This window comes from Streptomyces sp. NPDC014006 (assembly GCF_043088925.1).
Taxonomy (GTDB): Bacteria; Actinomycetota; Actinomycetes; order Streptomycetales; family Streptomycetaceae; genus Streptomyces.
Genome location: NZ_JBICAJ010000005.1, coordinates 537,942 through 552,067, shown reverse-complemented (window position 1 = coordinate 552,067; position 14,126 = coordinate 537,942). Strand labels below are relative to the sequence as shown.

Below are 14,126 nucleotides of genomic sequence, written 5' to 3'. Positions count from 1 at the left end.
GGGACGCGCCCTGCAACGGGGGCCGACGGACTCCGCCCTGCGCTGATCGGGCATGCTGTGACCTCCCACGGTGTGCAGGCGGAGGCGGGCCAGGTGACCGAGACTTTTCCCGAACAGCGGCTCTCAGGACGGATCTTCCGTGACGAGACGCTGCTCGTCCTGGGGCTCTCGCTCGGTGCGAGCGGAGTGTCCGCGCTGATCAGCTTCGTCGGCTCGGTGACCAAGCCGGGCGGCCTCAAGGACCAGGCGGCCACGCTCAACGCCTCCGCCGCGCCGGGCCGGCCCTGGCTCGACCTCGCCTGGCAGCTGTTCGGCATCGCCACCGCGCTGGTGCCGGTCGCGCTCGTCGCACACCTGCTGCTGCGGGAGGGCGGGAGCCTGCGCACCCTCGGCTTCGACCGCACCCGCCCGTGGCCCGACCTCGGCCGGGGCGCCGCGATCGCCGCGCTGATCGGCAGCACCGGTATCGCCTTCTACCTGGCCGCCCGTGGCCTCGGCTTCAACCTGACCGTGGTGCCCGAGGCGCTGCCCGCCGTGTGGTGGAAGTACCCCGTGCTGATCCTGTCGGCAGTGCAGAACGCGGTCCTGGAAGAGGTCATCGTCGTCGGCTATCTGCTGCGCCGGCTGCGCCAGCTGGGCTGGACGCCGGGCACCGCGCTGGTCGCCAGCTCCGTACTGCGCGGCTCCTACCACCTCTACCAGGGCATCGGCGGTTTCCTCGGGAACATGGCGATGGGCGTCGTCTTCGTGTGGCTCTACCGCCGCTGGGGACGGGTCGGTCCCCTGGTGGTGGCGCACTCCCTGCTCGACATCGGGGCGTTCGTGGGCTACGCGCTGCTGGCCGGCAAGGTGGGCTGGCTGCCGACGGCCTGAACCGCCGGCAGCGCACCGTCACGGCTGGGTGAGCAGGTCGCCCTCGATCACGGTGACCGCCCGGCCGCTCAGCAGCGTCCGCTCACCACGCACCTCGGTGCGCACGCGGCCCGAGCGCGGTGAGGCCTGCAGCCCCGTGAGGTCCGGGCGGCCGAGGCGCTCGGCCCAGAACGGAGCCAGGGCGGTGTGGGCGCTGCCCGTGACCGGGTCCTCGTCGATGCCGACGTTGGGGAAGAAGCAGCGCGAGACGAAGTCGTAGCCGCGTGCCGGGTCCTCGGCGCGGGCGGTGGCGATGATGCCCCGCTCCGAGAAGGCGGCCAGCGCCTTGTGGTCCGGAGCCAGGCCGTGCACGGTCTTCTCGTCGGCCAGCTCCAGCAACAGGTCGCCGATGTTCGGGCCGGTGTCGAAGGCGGCGCGCGGCTCGGCGCCGAGGGCTCCGGCTACCCCGGCCGGGACCTCGACGGGGGTGAGCGGTGCGGTGGGGAAGTCCAGCGTGATCGAGCCGTCCTCGCGGGGCGTGGCGATCAGTACGCCGCTGCGGGTGGCGAACCGTACCGGGCCCTCGTGGGCGCCGGTGGTGTGCAGGACGTGGGCGGTGGCGAGGGTGGCGTGGCCGCACATCGCGACCTCGGTGGCCGGGGTGAACCAGCGCAGCGCCCAGTCGGCCTCGCCACCCGCGGGCAGGCGGTGGGCGAAAGCGGTCTCGGCGTGGTTGACCTCCAGGGCCACGTTCTGCAGCCAGTCGTCGGCCGGGAACGAGTCGAGCAGGAGCACCCCCGCCGGATTGCCGGCGAAGGGGCGGTCGGTGAAGGCGTCGACGATTCGAATGCGCATGGCCCGACGGTAGTGGCGCCAGGAAGCCGCAGACCAAGGCCAATTCGGCGGTGCTGGACCGGTCGGGGTGAGGAGTCCGTGCAGGGGCCGGGGCGTAGGCGTGCCCAGGGTCTTGTCTTGCGAGCGGTTCCGATATATCGTTGAAGCATCGTGAAAGATCGACGATTGTATAACGACGGAATGGAGAGTGATCGCGATGCGTACCCACGGTTTCGAGCACGGACATCGGCACGGCGGCCCCGGGCGCGGCTTCGGCGGCTTCGGTGACGAGGGGCGGCGTGCGGCCTTCGGTCCCTTCGGGCCGGGTGGGCCCGGCTTCGGTCCCGGTGGTCCCGGCTTCGGCGGGCACGGCCCCTGGGGCGGGCGAGGGCGCGGCGGACCGCGCGGACGGGCGCGGCGCGGTGACGTACGGGCCTCGATCCTGGCCCTGCTGAAGGACCGGCCGATGCACGGCTACGAGATGATCCAGGAGATCGCCGCACGCAGCGGCGGCGCCTGGAAGCCGAGCCCCGGCTCGGTGTACCCCACCCTCCAGTTGCTGGAGGACGAGGGGCTGATCAGCAGCGAGTCCGAGGGCGGCAAGAAGCTCTTCTCGCTCACCGAGGAGGGCCGTACGGCGGCCGAAGAGGGCCCGGACGCCCCTTGGGAGGAGGCATCCCGGGGGATCGACTTCGAGGCGCTCGGCGAGATCCGCCAGGCGGGTGTCGGCCTGATGGAGGCCTTCGGCCAGGTCTGGAAGACCGGCACGAAGGAGCAGCGCGACAAGGCGCTGGCCGTCCTCAACGACGCCCGCAAGAAGCTGTATCTCATCCTCGCCGACGAGGACTGAGCGATACGGCGGTGAAGGCGCCCCGCGCGGTCCTGCGCGGGGCGCCTTCGCGTGATCTCATCCGTAAGGAGGAGATGCCGGCCGCGTCGGTCCACTCCTCGTGGGACGCGGAAATGCTTCGCGCCGTGGATGCGGGCGCCCCTCGGGACTGATGGGGTGGGGGAGTGCACCCCCGTATGCCGCAGCAAGCCATCCGTGACCAGGGCGTCCGACGCGCCGACAACGATGTCCCGCTGGGCGCCGAGCAGGCCGCGGTGGTCGCCGGTGCCCGGCGCCGGGCGCTACGGGACGGGGACCGGCACGTCGACACCGCTCACCTCCTGCACTCCCTGCTCGAGTCCGACCCCGACGTGCGCGCCGAGTTCGAGGCGGCACAGGTCGCCCGGTTGCTCGGCTATCTCGTCCAGCGCAGCATCGGCTACGGCCTGCGCTGGCAGACCGCCGTGGAGGACTCCGGTGCGCTGCCCGCGGCGGGCCCGGCCGAGGGCTACTCCCCACTGGCGGCACTCGCCGTGAGGCGGACCGAGGAGCGCGCCGCGCGGCAGGGGCGCCCGGCCCGGGGCGTCGACCTGCTCGCCGCTCTCGTCGCGGACCCCGAGGCGCGCGCCGTCCAGGTGCTCGACCACGCGGGGATCGACGCGCGGGAGCTGTCCGCGCGTCTTTCCTCTGAGCCGCCGCTTGCCTCCGAGTCGCTGCTTGCCCCTGAGCCGCCGCTTTCCTCTGAGCCGCGCCTTGTTTCGGACCCCGCCCGGGAGTCGTCCAACGACGTCGGATCGTCCAGCCGGTGAGACAGGTGCCATAGGGGGTGACGCTCCTGTCGCGCCCTGTCATCATGTGCCGGTGCATACGTCCGGAAGCATTCAGGGCGGCCGCGGCAAGGGTGCCGGGCTGTCACTCGCGCTCGTGTCGGCCCTCGCCTTCGGCGGGTCCGGAGTCGCGGCCAAACCGCTGATCGAGGCGGGTCTCGACCCGCTGCACGTGGTGTGGCTGCGGGTGACCGGCGCGGCCCTGGTGATGCTGCCGCTCGCCGTCCGGCACCGTGCGCTGCTGCGCCGCCGCCCGGTGCTGCTCGCCGGTTTCGGACTGCTCGCCGTCGCCGGCGTCCAGGCGTTCTACTTCGCCGCGCTGTCCCGGATCCCGGTCGGCGTGGCGCTGCTCATCGAGTACCTCGCCCCGGCTCTGGTGCTGGGCTGGGTGCGGTTCGTCCAGCGGCGGCCGGTGACGCGGGCGGCGGCGCTCGGCGTGGTCCTGGCCGTCGGCGGTCTCGCCTGCGTCGTCGAGGTGTGGTCGGGGCTGAGTTTCGACGCCCTCGGCCTGCTGCTCGCGCTCGGCGCCGCCTGCTGCCAGGTCGGCTACTTCGTCCTGTCCGACCAGGGCAGCGACTCCGGCGCCGACACCCCCGACCCGCTCGGCGTCATCGCCTACGGCCTGCTCGTCGGCGCCGCCATGCTCACCGTCGTGGCCCGCCCGTGGGGCATGGACTGGTCCGTGCTCGCGCACACCGCCCGGATGGACGGCACACCTGTCGCGGCCTGGCTGCTGCTCGCGTGGATCGTCCTGCTCGCCACGGTCGTCGCCTACGTCACCGGCGTCCTCTCCGTGCGCCGGCTCTCCCCGCAGGTGGCCGGAGTGGTGGCCTGCCTGGAGGCGGTCATCGCGACCGTACTGGCCTGGGTGCTGCTCGGCGAGCACCTGTCCGCCCCGCAGATCGTCGGCGGCGCGGTGGTCCTGGTCGGCGCGTTCATCGCCCAGTCCTCGACGCCCGCGAAGGGCCCGGGGGAGCCGGTGGCGGCCGACGGCGCGGAAAGGGAGTTGTCGGCCCGCGGAACGGCTGCATAGGGTGCCGGTCATGCCTTCGGACGCACTCGTTCTTCCGCCCCCGGCCGCCTGAGGCGGGCCATCCGGTGAAGTACGCCCGGCGCGCGTCGCCGGGCCGAACGGTGCTGCCCGCAGAAGACGTCAGCGGACCCCGCACGGACGGGGTCCTTCCACGACCTTCTGCCTTCTGCGGAGAGAACACGTGTCCACTCCTGCTTCCGGCCTGCCCGTCGGGCGAGGCCTGCTCTGCCTGATCGTCGCCGGTGCCGCCTGGGGCACCGCCGGCGCGGCCGCCTCGCTGGTCTACCGGACCAGCGACATGAGCGCCGTCACCCTGTCCTTCTGGCGCTGCGCCGCCGGACTCGTCCTGCTGCTCGCCGCCCGCCGCTTCGGCCCCCGCCCGGCGGCCGAAGCGACCCCCGGACCGCTGCGCCGTCGGCTGCTGCGGGCCGGGGCCACGGGCGTCGGGCTCGCGGTGTTCCAGACGGCGTACTTCGCCGCCGTCTCCGCCACCGGCCTCGCCGTGGCGACCGTCGTCACGCTCGGCGCCGGCCCCGTCCTCATCGCGCTCGGCGCCCGGCTGACCCTGGGCGAGCGGCTCGGGGGTGGCGGACTGGCCGCGGTGGCGGGCGCGCTCGCCGGGCTCGGCGTCCTGGTCCTCGGCGGGGGAGCGGCGACGGTACGGCCGTACGGTGTCGGCCTGGCGCTGCTGTCCGCCGCGGGCTACAGCGTGATGACGGTGCTGACCCGCCGGTGGGGGCGTGACGGGGGTGCCGACGCGGCCAGTACGTCCGTCGGGGCGTTCACGGTGACCAGCCTGTGCCTGCTGCCGTTCGCTGCGGCGGACGGCCTGATCCCGCACTCCGCCGACCCCGTGCGGACGGTGTGGCTGCTGGCGTACATCGCCGCTGTGCCGACCGCACTGGCGTACGCCCTGTACTTCGCGGGCGCCGCGGTGGTCCGGTCGGCGACGGTGTCCGTGATCATGCTGCTGGAGCCGGTGAGCGCGGCGGTGCTCGCCGTGGCCCTCCTCGGCGAACGGCTCACGGCGGCGACGTGCGCTGGTACGGTCCTGATGCTGGCCTCGGTCACCGGGCTGGCGCTGACGGAGGCACGGACGCCGGCGCCGGCGTAGGGCGGGCTGCTCAGGCGCTCCGCCTGCGCAGCAGGTGCTCCCGCGCCGCCGCGTCCCGCGGACCGCCGCGGTCGGCGAGCCCGGCTGCGATCCGCTCCTGCGTCGCGGCCGGGCGGTGACCGGCGTACTTGAACTTCGCGCGTACGCCCGTCACCTCCAGCCGGATGCCGCGGATCCCGGACAGCAGCCGCCCGTACGGCGCCTCGCCGACCGCCGCCCGCGCCGAGCCGCCCTCCGGCTGGAAGTGGCCGACCTGCCGGTTGAGCAGCTCCGCCTTCGCGGCCGGGTCGTCCACGACGTGGGCGCGGCAGCGCAGCTGGACGGCCGCGTAGAAGCTGGTCGGCGTGGAGTGCTCGGGCGGGGTGTCGGCCGGCGCCTGCCAGGGGCCGGGGACGAACACGTAGTCGTCCACGTCGCTCAGCACCACTTCCGGGTCGGCCTCCAGGGCCGCCCACAGCGGGTTGGGGCGGGCCAGGTGCGTGATCGCCTCGCCGCGGTCGGCGTCGTACGCGAAGTGCAGCGGCTGTACGAACGGGGGTTCGCCGGGCGGGCCGTTGACGGCGAGCTGGCCGAAGTCGTGGGCGGCGAGCCAGGTCTGCCACTCCGCGTCGTCGTGCGGTGCGTCCCAGGGGTGGATCAGCATCACAGCACCGCCAGGTAGTCCGGCAGTCCGGTACCGGGGGCGAGCTGCGGGTCGGCGACCGGGGTGTCGTAGACCTTGCGCACCGGGACCACGCCGGCCCAGTGCGGGAGGGACAGGTCCTCCGGCTCGTCGCTGACGCCGCCGGTGCGCAGCTTGGCGGAGACCTCGTTCAGGTCGAGGCGGATCACGGCGGTGGCGGCCAGTTCCTTCTTGTTGGCCGGCCGGGAGTCGGCGGCGCGGCCCGGCACGACATGGTCGACCAGCGCGTCGAGGGCGAGCCGCTTCTCCTCCGGGTCGGTGACGTCGTGGGCGACGCCGTGCACCACGACGGAGCGGTAGTTGATCGAGTGGTGGAAGGCGGAGCGGGCCAGCACCAGCCCGTCGACGTGGGTGACGGTCAGGCACACCGCGAGCCCCGGGTCGGCCTGGCCGGCCATCCGCAGCGGGCGCGAGCCGGTCGAGCCGTGCACATAGAGCCGGTCGCCGACCCGGCCGTAGAGCGTCGGCAGGACCACGGGCGCGCCGTCGCGGACGAAGCCGAGGTGGCAGACGTAGCCCTCGTCGAGTATCGCGTGCACCAGTTCCGCGTCGTAGCGGGCGCGTTCGGCGGAGCGGGTGGGGACGGTGCGGTCGGTCGGGGTGTAGGCGGTGGCCGGTGTGGTGGGGGTCCCCTGCATGGCGCTCTCCCTGAGGTGGCGTCGTCGTACTGGCGATTCGTATTGCACTAGTGCATAATTAGGTTTGTGCTAGGAGAATATCCGATCAGAGGGCGGCGTGCAGCAGAGATCGCCGCCGATGTCGAACGCGCGGTGGCCGCCGGGGCGCTGACGCCGGGCGAACTCCTGCCTCCTATGCGGGAGTTGGCGGTGCGGCTCGGCGTGAACCCGAACACGGTCGCGGCCGCCTACCGCACCCTGCGTGAGCGCGGAGTCATCGAGACCGCCGGTCGGCGCGGCAGCCGGGTGCGGCCCCGGCCGGCCACGACGGGGCGCGAGTACATCGGCGTGGACATCCCCGAGGGGGTGCGGGACCTGACCAACGGCAACCCGGATCCGGCGCTGCTGCCTCCGCTCGGCCCCGCCTTCGCCGCGGCCGCCGCCCAGGGCGACCGGGAGCCGGTGCTCTACGGCGCCGCGCCCGTCGAGCCGGAGCTGGAGTCGCCGGCGCGGGACGCGCTGCGCGCCGACGGGGTCCCGGACGGGCCGCTGGCCGTCTGCTCCGGCTCGCTGGACGCCGTCGAGCGGGTCCTCGCGGCCCATCTCAAGCCGGGGGACACCGTCGCCGTCGAGGACCCCGGGTGGGGCAGCCTCCTCGACCTCGTCCCCGCGCTGGGACTGCGCACCGCGCCGGTCCGCGTCGACGACGAGGGGCCGCTGCCCGACGACGTGCGCGGTGCCCTGGCGGCCGGCGCCCGCGCGGTGATCGTCACCGACCGCGCGCAGAACCCCACGGGCGCCGCGGTGAGCGCCGCACGCGCGCGTGCCCTGCGGGCGGTGCTGCGCGAACATCCGCAGACGCTGCTCATCGAGGACGACCACGGGCACGCGATCGTCGACCTGCCCCTGCATCCGCTCGCCGGGATCACCCGGCACTGGGCCTTCGTCCGCTCGGCCGCCAAGGCCTACGGCCCCGACCTGCGACTCGCCGTGCTCACCGGCGACGACATCACCCTCGACCGGGTGCGCGGGCGGCAGCGGCTGGGACCCGGCTGGGTCAGCCGGATCACGCAACGGGCGGTGGCCCGGCTGTGGGCCGAGGGCGCGGTGGACGTGCCGGCCGTGGCGGGCGCGTACGGCCGCCGCCGGGACGCGCTGATCGGCGCGCTCGCCGAGCGGGGCGTGCGCGCGCACGGGCGCAGCGGGCTGAACGTGTGGATCCCCGTCCCCGACGAGACCGGCGCCGTCGCCCGGCTCCTTCAGGACGGCTGGGCCGTCGCACCCGGCGCGCGGTTCCGGATGGGCGCGGCGCCGGGCATCCGCGTCACGGTCTCCACGCTGCCCGAAGGGGAGGCCGCCGCACTGGCGACGGCGATCGCCACGGCTCTGGGGGCGGGCGGAGTGGGGCGGCCGGTGTAGGGCGGACGGGAACTGTCAGGGCGCTGTGATTCCGCTTCAACGCTTGGAGCGTGCCTGCGTCAGCGCCGCTCCCGCCAGCACGATCGCGGCACCCACCGGGGTGGACCAGCGCAGGGACTCGTCCAGCAGGGCGACGCCCGCCGCCGTGGCGATGACCGGGATGAAGTACGTGACCATCTGGGCGGTCGTCGGGCCGACCTCGGCGACCAGGCCGTACTGGATCAGGACCGCCAAGCCCGTACCGAGGGCTCCCAGGGCCGCGACCGCGAGCAGGGGGAGCGCGACGACGTGGGTCGGCAGGGTGGTGAACAGCGGGGTGACGACGGCCAGTTGCACCGTGGCCAGCAGCAACTGGGCGCCGGTCAGGGAGAGGTTGGAGTGACTGCTGCCGGCCAGGGTGCGGCGGACGTAGATCCAGCCGACCGGGTAGCTGAAGGACGCCAGCAGGGCCAGCGCCGTCCCCTTGGCGTCCAGGCCGCTGAAGCCCTGCCAGGCGCCGAGGACGGTCAGCACGCCGAGGAAGCCGATGCCGAGACCCGCCACCCGCAGCCGCGTCGGGCGGTCCTCGGACAGCGCGACCAGCGACAGCGCCATGCCCCACAGCGGTGACGTGGCGTTGCAGATGCCGGCCAGTGTGGACGGGATCGTCAGCTCCGCGTAGGCGAAGAGGGAGAAGGGCAGCGCGTTCAGCAGGAACGCGGCGACCGTCAGATGCGCCCAGGTGCGCGGCCCGCGCGGGAGGCGCTCCCGCCTCACCGCCATCGCAACGGCCAGCACCGCCGTACCGAACACCAGCCGGCCCAGGGTGACCTGGAAGGGGGCGTAGCCCTGCGTGCCGACCTTGATGAGCAGAAAGCTGAAGCCCCAGATCAGCGACAGCGCGGCGAAGCGCAGCCGCCAGCCGAGGCGGGGGGAGCGGGGCTCGGGGGTGCCGGTGCGCGACCGGGGGCGGGTGACGGAGGCGGTGCTCATGCAGGTAACCATGCGGCACGGCAATCTCGTAGCACAATCGAGAATTGTCACCCGGTACCTCGTAGCATTGCTAAGCCGTTGTCCGTCGCCGAAGGAGCCCCGTCTTGCTGAACCTCGAGCGCCTGCGCACCCTCGACGCCGTCGCCCGGCACGGCTCGGTCAGCGGCGCCGCCGAGGGCCTGCACATCACCACCTCGGCCGTGTCCCAGCAGCTGGCCAAGCTGGAGCGCGAGGTCGGCCAGAAACTGCTCGCCAAGCACGGGCGCGGCGTCCGGCTCACCGACGCCGGACGGCTGCTCGCGGAGCACGCCGCGCGCATCCTCTCCCAGGTGCAGCTCGCCCAGTCCGACCTGGAGGCGCAGCGCGGCCAGGTCGCCGGCGAGCTGCGGCTGTCGGCGTTCCCGACGGCCGCGCGTGGTCTGTTCCCCGCCGCCCTCGCCGCGCTGCGCGCCGAGCATCCCGCGCTGCGGATCCGCTCCTGCGAGCTGGAACCCGAGGCCGGCATCCGGGCCGTGGTGCGCGGCGACCTCGATCTCGCCGTCGTCCTCGACTGGTACAACAAGCCGATGCCGCTGCCCGACGGGCTGGTCAAGGCGTCCATCCTGGACGACCCCGCCGACGTGGCCATGCCCGCCGGGCATCCGCTGGCCGACCGCGCCGAGGTCGACCTCGCGGAGTTCGCCGAGGACGAGTGGATCACCTGGGCCGAGGGCGAGTTCTGCCACGAGTGGCTGATGTACACGCTGCGCTCGCGCGGCGTCGAGCCGATCGTCGGCCACCGCGCCGGCGAGACGCACACCCAGCTCGGCCTGGTAGCCGCCGGCCTCGGCGTGTGCATCGCGCCGCTGCTCGGACGGCACCCCGTGCCCGAGGGCGTCGTGACGGTGCCGCTCAAGCAACGCGTCCGCCGCCATGTGTACGTCGTCTGGCGCGCGGACGCCGACCGCCGCCCCTCGATCCGCGCGGCCGTCGCGGCCCTGCGTGCGGCGGCCGAGCACATGGAGGGCGCGGCGACGGGCGGCTGAGAGGCGGGGGCGGCTACTGCGGGCCGAGCTTGCGGAAATCCCAGGAGACGACCTTCTCCGGGAGGAGCCTGAGCCAGGCGTGGCGGCCGTCGTGCGGCAGCGTGTCCAGGTCGAAGTACTTGCGTGCGAACCGTGTCTCCACGGCGTCGAGTTCGGCGCACAGTTCCCCGGTGCGCGGCACCTCGCCCACCGTCTCCACGGCGCCGGACAGCTCGACGCCGCGCAGCTCGCCGTACTCCTCTCCGGTGTCGACCGCGACCGCCACGCGCGGATCGCGGCGCAGGTCGGCCCAGCGCCTGCTGCGCACCACCGAGTACAGCCACAGTGCCGTGCCGTCCCACAGGAACCACAGGGCGCTCACATGCGGGGCGCCACCGGCCGAGACCGTGGCGACCCGGCAGGTGCGCTGCCCGGCGAGGAACGCGTCCAGCTCGCCGGGCGTCATCATGATCTTCCGGCCCCGGCGCTGTGCGGCGGTCATCCGGCCCCCTCCGCTGTCCGACGTGACGTCCGGAATCATGGGTCGTCCTCCCGCCCCGCGCAACGGCTCCCTCCACCGAGGCCGAGCGTCACGCGAGGGTGATGTCGGTGCCGCTGACGGCGATCCGCACCTCAGGCAGCGGCCGGGTCGCCGGGGACTTCTTCACACTGCCGTCGGCGATGGAGAACTCGCTGTGGTGGCAGGGGCAGCTGATGACGCCGTCCCGCACACCGCTCACCGCGCAGCCCTGGTGCGTGCACTTCGACGAGAACGCCTTGAACGACCCCGCCGTCGGCTGGGTCACCACCACCTGGTGCTCGGGAAGGATCTTCCCGCCGCCCTCGGGAATGTCCGAGGTCTTCGCCAGCACGGTCCCCGACGCGGCGGCCTTGGTGCCGCCGTCGCCCGAGCCGCACGCGCTCAGCGCGACCGAGGCCCCGGTCACGCCCACCGCGGCGACGACGGTACGGCGGGTGGGGCCCGAGGGGGCCTGGAGCGATTCGCTGGTCATGCCGACATCCCTTCACCGAAAGCCTGAAGATCTGCCACCCAGTACGGCGCCGGGGGACCGGCGGTTCACCGCGGGGCCCCAAGTAACCTGGGGCGATGCTCAAGGAAGTCACCGCGACCCGCTACATCACGCCTCTGCGGGAGGGCGGCTCGCTGCCGGGACTCGTCGAGGCCGACGACTTCGGGACGTACGTCCTGAAGTTCACCGGGGCCGGGCAAGGGCGCAAGACGCTCGTCGCCGAGGTCGTGTGCGGGGAACTCGCCCGCCGGCTGGGCTTCCGCGTGCCGCGCCTGGTCGCCCTCCACCTCGATCCGGTGCTGGGCCTCGGCGAACCGGACGCCGAGGTCCAGGGGTTGCTGCGCTCCAGCGGCGGCACCAACCTCGGCATGGACTTCCTCTCCGGCGCGCTCGGCTTCGACCCCCTCGCCTTCGCGGTCACGCCCGAGGAGGCGGGGCGGATCGTCTGGTTCGACGCGCTGATCAACAACGTCGACCGGTCCTGGCGCAACCCCAACCTGCTCGTGCGGCGGGGCGAACTGTGGCTCATCGACCACGGCGCCACCATGATCTGGCACCACAACTGGCCCGGCGCCGAGATCTCCGTCGCGCGCTCCTACGACGCCGGCGACCACGCCCTGCGCAGCTTCGCCCCCGACCTCGCGGGCGCCGCCGCCGAGCTGGCACCGCTCATCACCGAGGACCTGCTCACCGAGGTCACCGCCGAGGTGCCCGACGCCTGGCTGACCGGCGAACCCGGCTTCGACCACCCCGACGACCTGCGCCGGGCCTACGTCCGCCCGCTGCTGGACCGGGCCGCCGTCATCCACGAGCGCATCACAGGGATCGAGGGGGACAAGTGAGCGAGCAGCACATCCAGGTGGCCGGCGGGCTCGCCGAGCGCCACATCACCCGGGCCGGGCAGGGCGGCGGGCGGGACGTCTACGAGTACGCCCTGCTGCGGGTCGTGCCGCGGGTCGAGCGCGGGGAGTGCATCAACGCCGGCGTCCTGGTCTACTGCCGCGCCCGGGGCTATGTCGGTGCCCGCACCCACCTCGACGAGGCTCGGCTGCTCGCCCTGGACCCCGAGGCGGACGTGACCGGCGTGCGGGCGGCGCTGCGGGCCGTGGAGGAGGTCTGCGTCGGCGGAACCGGCGCGGGCCAGGCCGCCGGTGACGACGCCGGGCGCCGCTTCCGCTGGCTGATCGCGCCGCGCTCCACGGTGGTCCAGCCGGGCCCGGTGCACACCGGCCTCACCATGGACCCGGCGGCGGAGACGGACCGACTGCTGGACCTGCTGGTGCGCTGACCCGGCGGGGTGTCCCCGGGCCGGCGGGCCGGGCTCGGCCCGCCTGGTACGAGGCAGTCGCGCGCTACCGCCGGTGACCTGAGCGCCGCCCTGGCCGTACCGGCTCGGACGACCGCGCGCCCGCCCACGCCACCGGGTCCTGCGCGCCGCCTCAGCCGCGGCGCCGCTTCACCACGTAGCCGGTGGCCAGGACCGCGCCGGTGACGAAGGCCAGGCCGATCGCGATGTCCCAGTCCGTGGGCCCGGCGGTGGAGCCACCGCCCACGCCGCCCTGCACGCCCCGCGTCGGGACGAGGGGAGCAGGTGTGACCGGCACGGGTGTGACCGGCCGCGAGGTGGAGGACGTGAAGCCACCGGACCGCCGCGGCAGCGCCTCGCAGGCGATGCCGTCGTCCGGGCCCTGGTCCTCGTCGAGCCGGTTCGGATCGCTGCGGTCGGCGTCTAAGACGGCCTGGGCATCCTCCTGGAAGCTGAAGTCGCGGCAGTCCAGGTCCTGCGCATGAGCGGGGTCGGCCAGCGGTACGAGCGCGGCTATCGCGATCAGGGTACCGACGGCTCCGGTGCTGCGGCGCATGAAGCGCCTCCTTTCCGGGCACGGTTGGCTCGCGCTTCGACGCTAGGGGCGCCGCGCGCCGACGGCGCGCGGCCGTCGGCCGATCGGGTGTTCCGGCACGCCGGCACAGGCAGCGGATCAGGTAATGGATCACACACCGCCGGTGTGCCGTTGACACCGGGTGCCAACACTTCTAGCGTCAGGCCCTGACAAGGTACTAAGCGGTCGCTCACCTGACGGGCGTACCGTAGGAGCAACACTGAGCCTGCAGGCGTTCAGGTTTTCTCGAGGGCGAGGAGAACAGCAATGTCCACCACTGAGCAGCGGGTCGCCGTAGTCACCGGTGCCGCGCGCGGCATCGGCGCCGCCACCGCCGTACGACTGGCCGCGGAAGGCCGTGCCGTCGCGGTGATCGACCTCGACGAGGCCGCCTGCAAGGACACCGTCGAGAAGATCACCGCGGCGGGCGGCAAGGCCATCGCCGTCGGCGCGGACGTCTCGGACGAGGCGCAGGTCGAGGCGGCGATCGCGCGCGTCGTCGAGGAGCTCGGCGCGCCGACGATCCTGGTCAACAACGCGGGCGTGCTGCGCGACAACCTGCTGTTCAAGATGAGCGTCGCCGACTGGGACACCGTCATGAACGTGCACCTGCGCGGTTCCTTCCTGATGTCCCGCGCGGTGCAGAAGCACATGGTCGACGCCGGCTTCGGCCGGATCGTGAACCTGTCGTCGTCCTCCGCCCTCGGCAACCGCGGCCAGGTCAACTACTCCGCCGCCAAGGCCGGCCTGCAGGGCTTCACCAAGACCCTCGCCAAGGAGCTCGGCAAGTTCGGCATCACCGCCAACGCCGTCGCCCCCGGATTCATCGCCACCGAGATGACCAAGGCCACCGCCGACCGCGTCGGCATGGGCTTCGAGGACTTCAAGGCAGCCGCCGCCACCCAGATCCCGGTGGCGCGCGTCGGTGAGCCCGAGGACATCGCCAACGCCGTCGCCTTCTTCACGGGCGAAGCGGCCGGCTTCGTCTCCGGCCAGGTTCTGTACGTCGCTGGCGGACCGCTCAACTAAGGG

General features: G+C 73.5%; 17 protein-coding genes. 10 read left to right on the top strand and 7 right to left on the bottom strand.

From position 1 onward, the window contains the following. The first annotated feature begins 72 nt into the window (after positions 1-72). Complete coding sequence (locus tag ACF1GV_RS20800; protein ID WP_391682966.1) at positions 73-873, top strand: CPBP family intramembrane glutamic endopeptidase; 801 nt, start codon at positions 73-75, stop codon at positions 871-873. A gap of 18 nt (positions 874-891) precedes the next feature. Here the strand turns inward: ACF1GV_RS20800 and ACF1GV_RS20795 are convergent, their stop codons facing one another. Next, entirely contained in the window at positions 892-1,707 is an 816-nt protein-coding gene (locus tag ACF1GV_RS20795) for a PhzF family phenazine biosynthesis protein (protein WP_391682873.1), read from the bottom strand. A gap of 196 nt (positions 1,708-1,903) precedes the next feature. Between ACF1GV_RS20795 and ACF1GV_RS20790 the strand changes: the two genes are divergently transcribed. The 4 genes from ACF1GV_RS20790 to ACF1GV_RS20775 all read left to right on the top strand — a co-directional run bounded on the left by ACF1GV_RS20790 (position 1,904) and on the right by ACF1GV_RS20775 (position 5,489). Then, positions 1,904-2,536, top strand: a complete 633-nt coding sequence (locus tag ACF1GV_RS20790) for a PadR family transcriptional regulator (RefSeq protein ID WP_391682870.1) — start codon at positions 1,904-1,906, stop codon at positions 2,534-2,536. Positions 2,537-2,712: 176 nt separating this feature from the next. Beyond that, a complete protein-coding gene (locus ACF1GV_RS20785) occupies positions 2,713-3,324 on the top strand; it encodes a Clp protease N-terminal domain-containing protein (RefSeq protein WP_391682868.1) in 612 nt (203 codons plus the stop codon). A 46-nt stretch (positions 3,325-3,370) separates the two neighbouring features. Continuing rightward, positions 3,371-4,375 carry a DMT family transporter gene (locus ACF1GV_RS20780; protein ID WP_391682865.1) on the top strand — a complete coding sequence of 335 codons (1,005 nt, stop codon included), beginning with the start codon at positions 3,371-3,373 and terminating at the stop codon, positions 4,373-4,375. Positions 4,376-4,556: 181 nt separating this feature from the next. Next, positions 4,557-5,489: a DMT family transporter gene (locus ACF1GV_RS20775; RefSeq protein ID WP_391682862.1), complete on the top strand. Its 933-nt coding sequence runs from the start codon at positions 4,557-4,559 to the stop codon at positions 5,487-5,489. Between the two features lie 10 nt (positions 5,490-5,499). Here the strand turns inward: ACF1GV_RS20775 and ACF1GV_RS20770 are convergent, their stop codons facing one another. Both ACF1GV_RS20770 and ACF1GV_RS20765 read right to left on the bottom strand, forming a co-directional pair. Further along, positions 5,500-6,132, bottom strand: a complete 633-nt coding sequence (locus ACF1GV_RS20770) for an FMN-binding negative transcriptional regulator (protein ID WP_391682859.1) — start codon at positions 6,130-6,132, stop codon at positions 5,500-5,502. After that, entirely contained in the window at positions 6,132-6,809 is a 678-nt protein-coding gene (locus ACF1GV_RS20765; RefSeq protein ID WP_391682856.1) for a pyridoxamine 5'-phosphate oxidase family protein, read from the bottom strand. The genes ACF1GV_RS20770 and ACF1GV_RS20765 overlap by 1 nt, the downstream gene beginning before the upstream one ends. 66 nt (positions 6,810-6,875) lie before the next feature. Here ACF1GV_RS20765 and ACF1GV_RS20760 point away from each other — a divergent pair, with 66 nt between their 5' ends. After that, a complete protein-coding gene (locus ACF1GV_RS20760; RefSeq protein ID WP_391682854.1) occupies positions 6,876-8,207 on the top strand; it encodes an aminotransferase class I/II-fold pyridoxal phosphate-dependent enzyme in 1,332 nt (443 codons plus the stop codon). Positions 8,208-8,243: 36 nt separating this feature from the next. Here ACF1GV_RS20760 and ACF1GV_RS20755 read toward each other — a convergent pair whose 3' ends face one another. After that, positions 8,244-9,179, bottom strand: a complete 936-nt coding sequence (locus ACF1GV_RS20755) for a DMT family transporter (protein ID WP_391682851.1) — start codon at positions 9,177-9,179, stop codon at positions 8,244-8,246. Positions 9,180-9,283: 104 nt separating this feature from the next. Between ACF1GV_RS20755 and ACF1GV_RS20750 the strand changes: the two genes are divergently transcribed. Further along, positions 9,284-10,204 (top strand): LysR family transcriptional regulator, encoded by a 921-nt coding sequence (locus tag ACF1GV_RS20750; RefSeq protein WP_391682849.1) that lies wholly within the window; start codon positions 9,284-9,286, stop codon positions 10,202-10,204. 13 nt (positions 10,205-10,217) lie between these two features. Here the strand turns inward: ACF1GV_RS20750 and ACF1GV_RS20745 are convergent, their stop codons facing one another. Next, positions 10,218-10,685 carry a pyridoxamine 5'-phosphate oxidase family protein gene (locus ACF1GV_RS20745; RefSeq protein ID WP_391682846.1) on the bottom strand — a complete coding sequence of 156 codons (468 nt, stop codon included), beginning with the start codon at positions 10,683-10,685 and terminating at the stop codon, positions 10,218-10,220. A gap of 88 nt (positions 10,686-10,773) precedes the next feature. Further along, positions 10,774-11,196: a Rieske (2Fe-2S) protein gene (locus ACF1GV_RS20740; protein ID WP_363265671.1), complete on the bottom strand. Its 423-nt coding sequence runs from the start codon at positions 11,194-11,196 to the stop codon at positions 10,774-10,776. Positions 11,197-11,291: 95 nt separating this feature from the next. Here ACF1GV_RS20740 and ACF1GV_RS20735 point away from each other — a divergent pair, with 95 nt between their 5' ends. Together ACF1GV_RS20735 and ACF1GV_RS20730 are read left to right on the top strand one after the other, a co-directional pair. Continuing rightward, positions 11,292-12,056, top strand: coding sequence for a HipA family kinase (locus tag ACF1GV_RS20735; protein ID WP_391682843.1), 765 nt, complete (start codon positions 11,292-11,294; stop codon positions 12,054-12,056). Then, positions 12,053-12,502 (top strand): DUF3037 domain-containing protein, encoded by a 450-nt coding sequence (locus ACF1GV_RS20730; protein ID WP_391682841.1) that lies wholly within the window; start codon positions 12,053-12,055, stop codon positions 12,500-12,502. Before ACF1GV_RS20735 ends, ACF1GV_RS20730 begins: the two co-directional genes overlap by 4 nt. Before the next feature lie 151 nt (positions 12,503-12,653). On the opposite strand, the gene ACF1GV_RS20725 is transcribed toward ACF1GV_RS20730, so the two are convergent. Continuing rightward, positions 12,654-13,076 carry an excalibur calcium-binding protein gene (locus ACF1GV_RS20725; protein WP_391682838.1) on the bottom strand — a complete coding sequence of 141 codons (423 nt, stop codon included), beginning with the start codon at positions 13,074-13,076 and terminating at the stop codon, positions 12,654-12,656. Positions 13,077-13,361: 285 nt separating this feature from the next. Between ACF1GV_RS20725 and fabG the strand changes: the two genes are divergently transcribed. Continuing rightward, positions 13,362-14,123, top strand: a complete 762-nt coding sequence (fabG, locus tag ACF1GV_RS20720) for a 3-oxoacyl-ACP reductase FabG (RefSeq protein WP_391682835.1) — start codon at positions 13,362-13,364, stop codon at positions 14,121-14,123. The last annotated feature ends 3 nt before the right edge of the window (positions 14,124-14,126 follow it).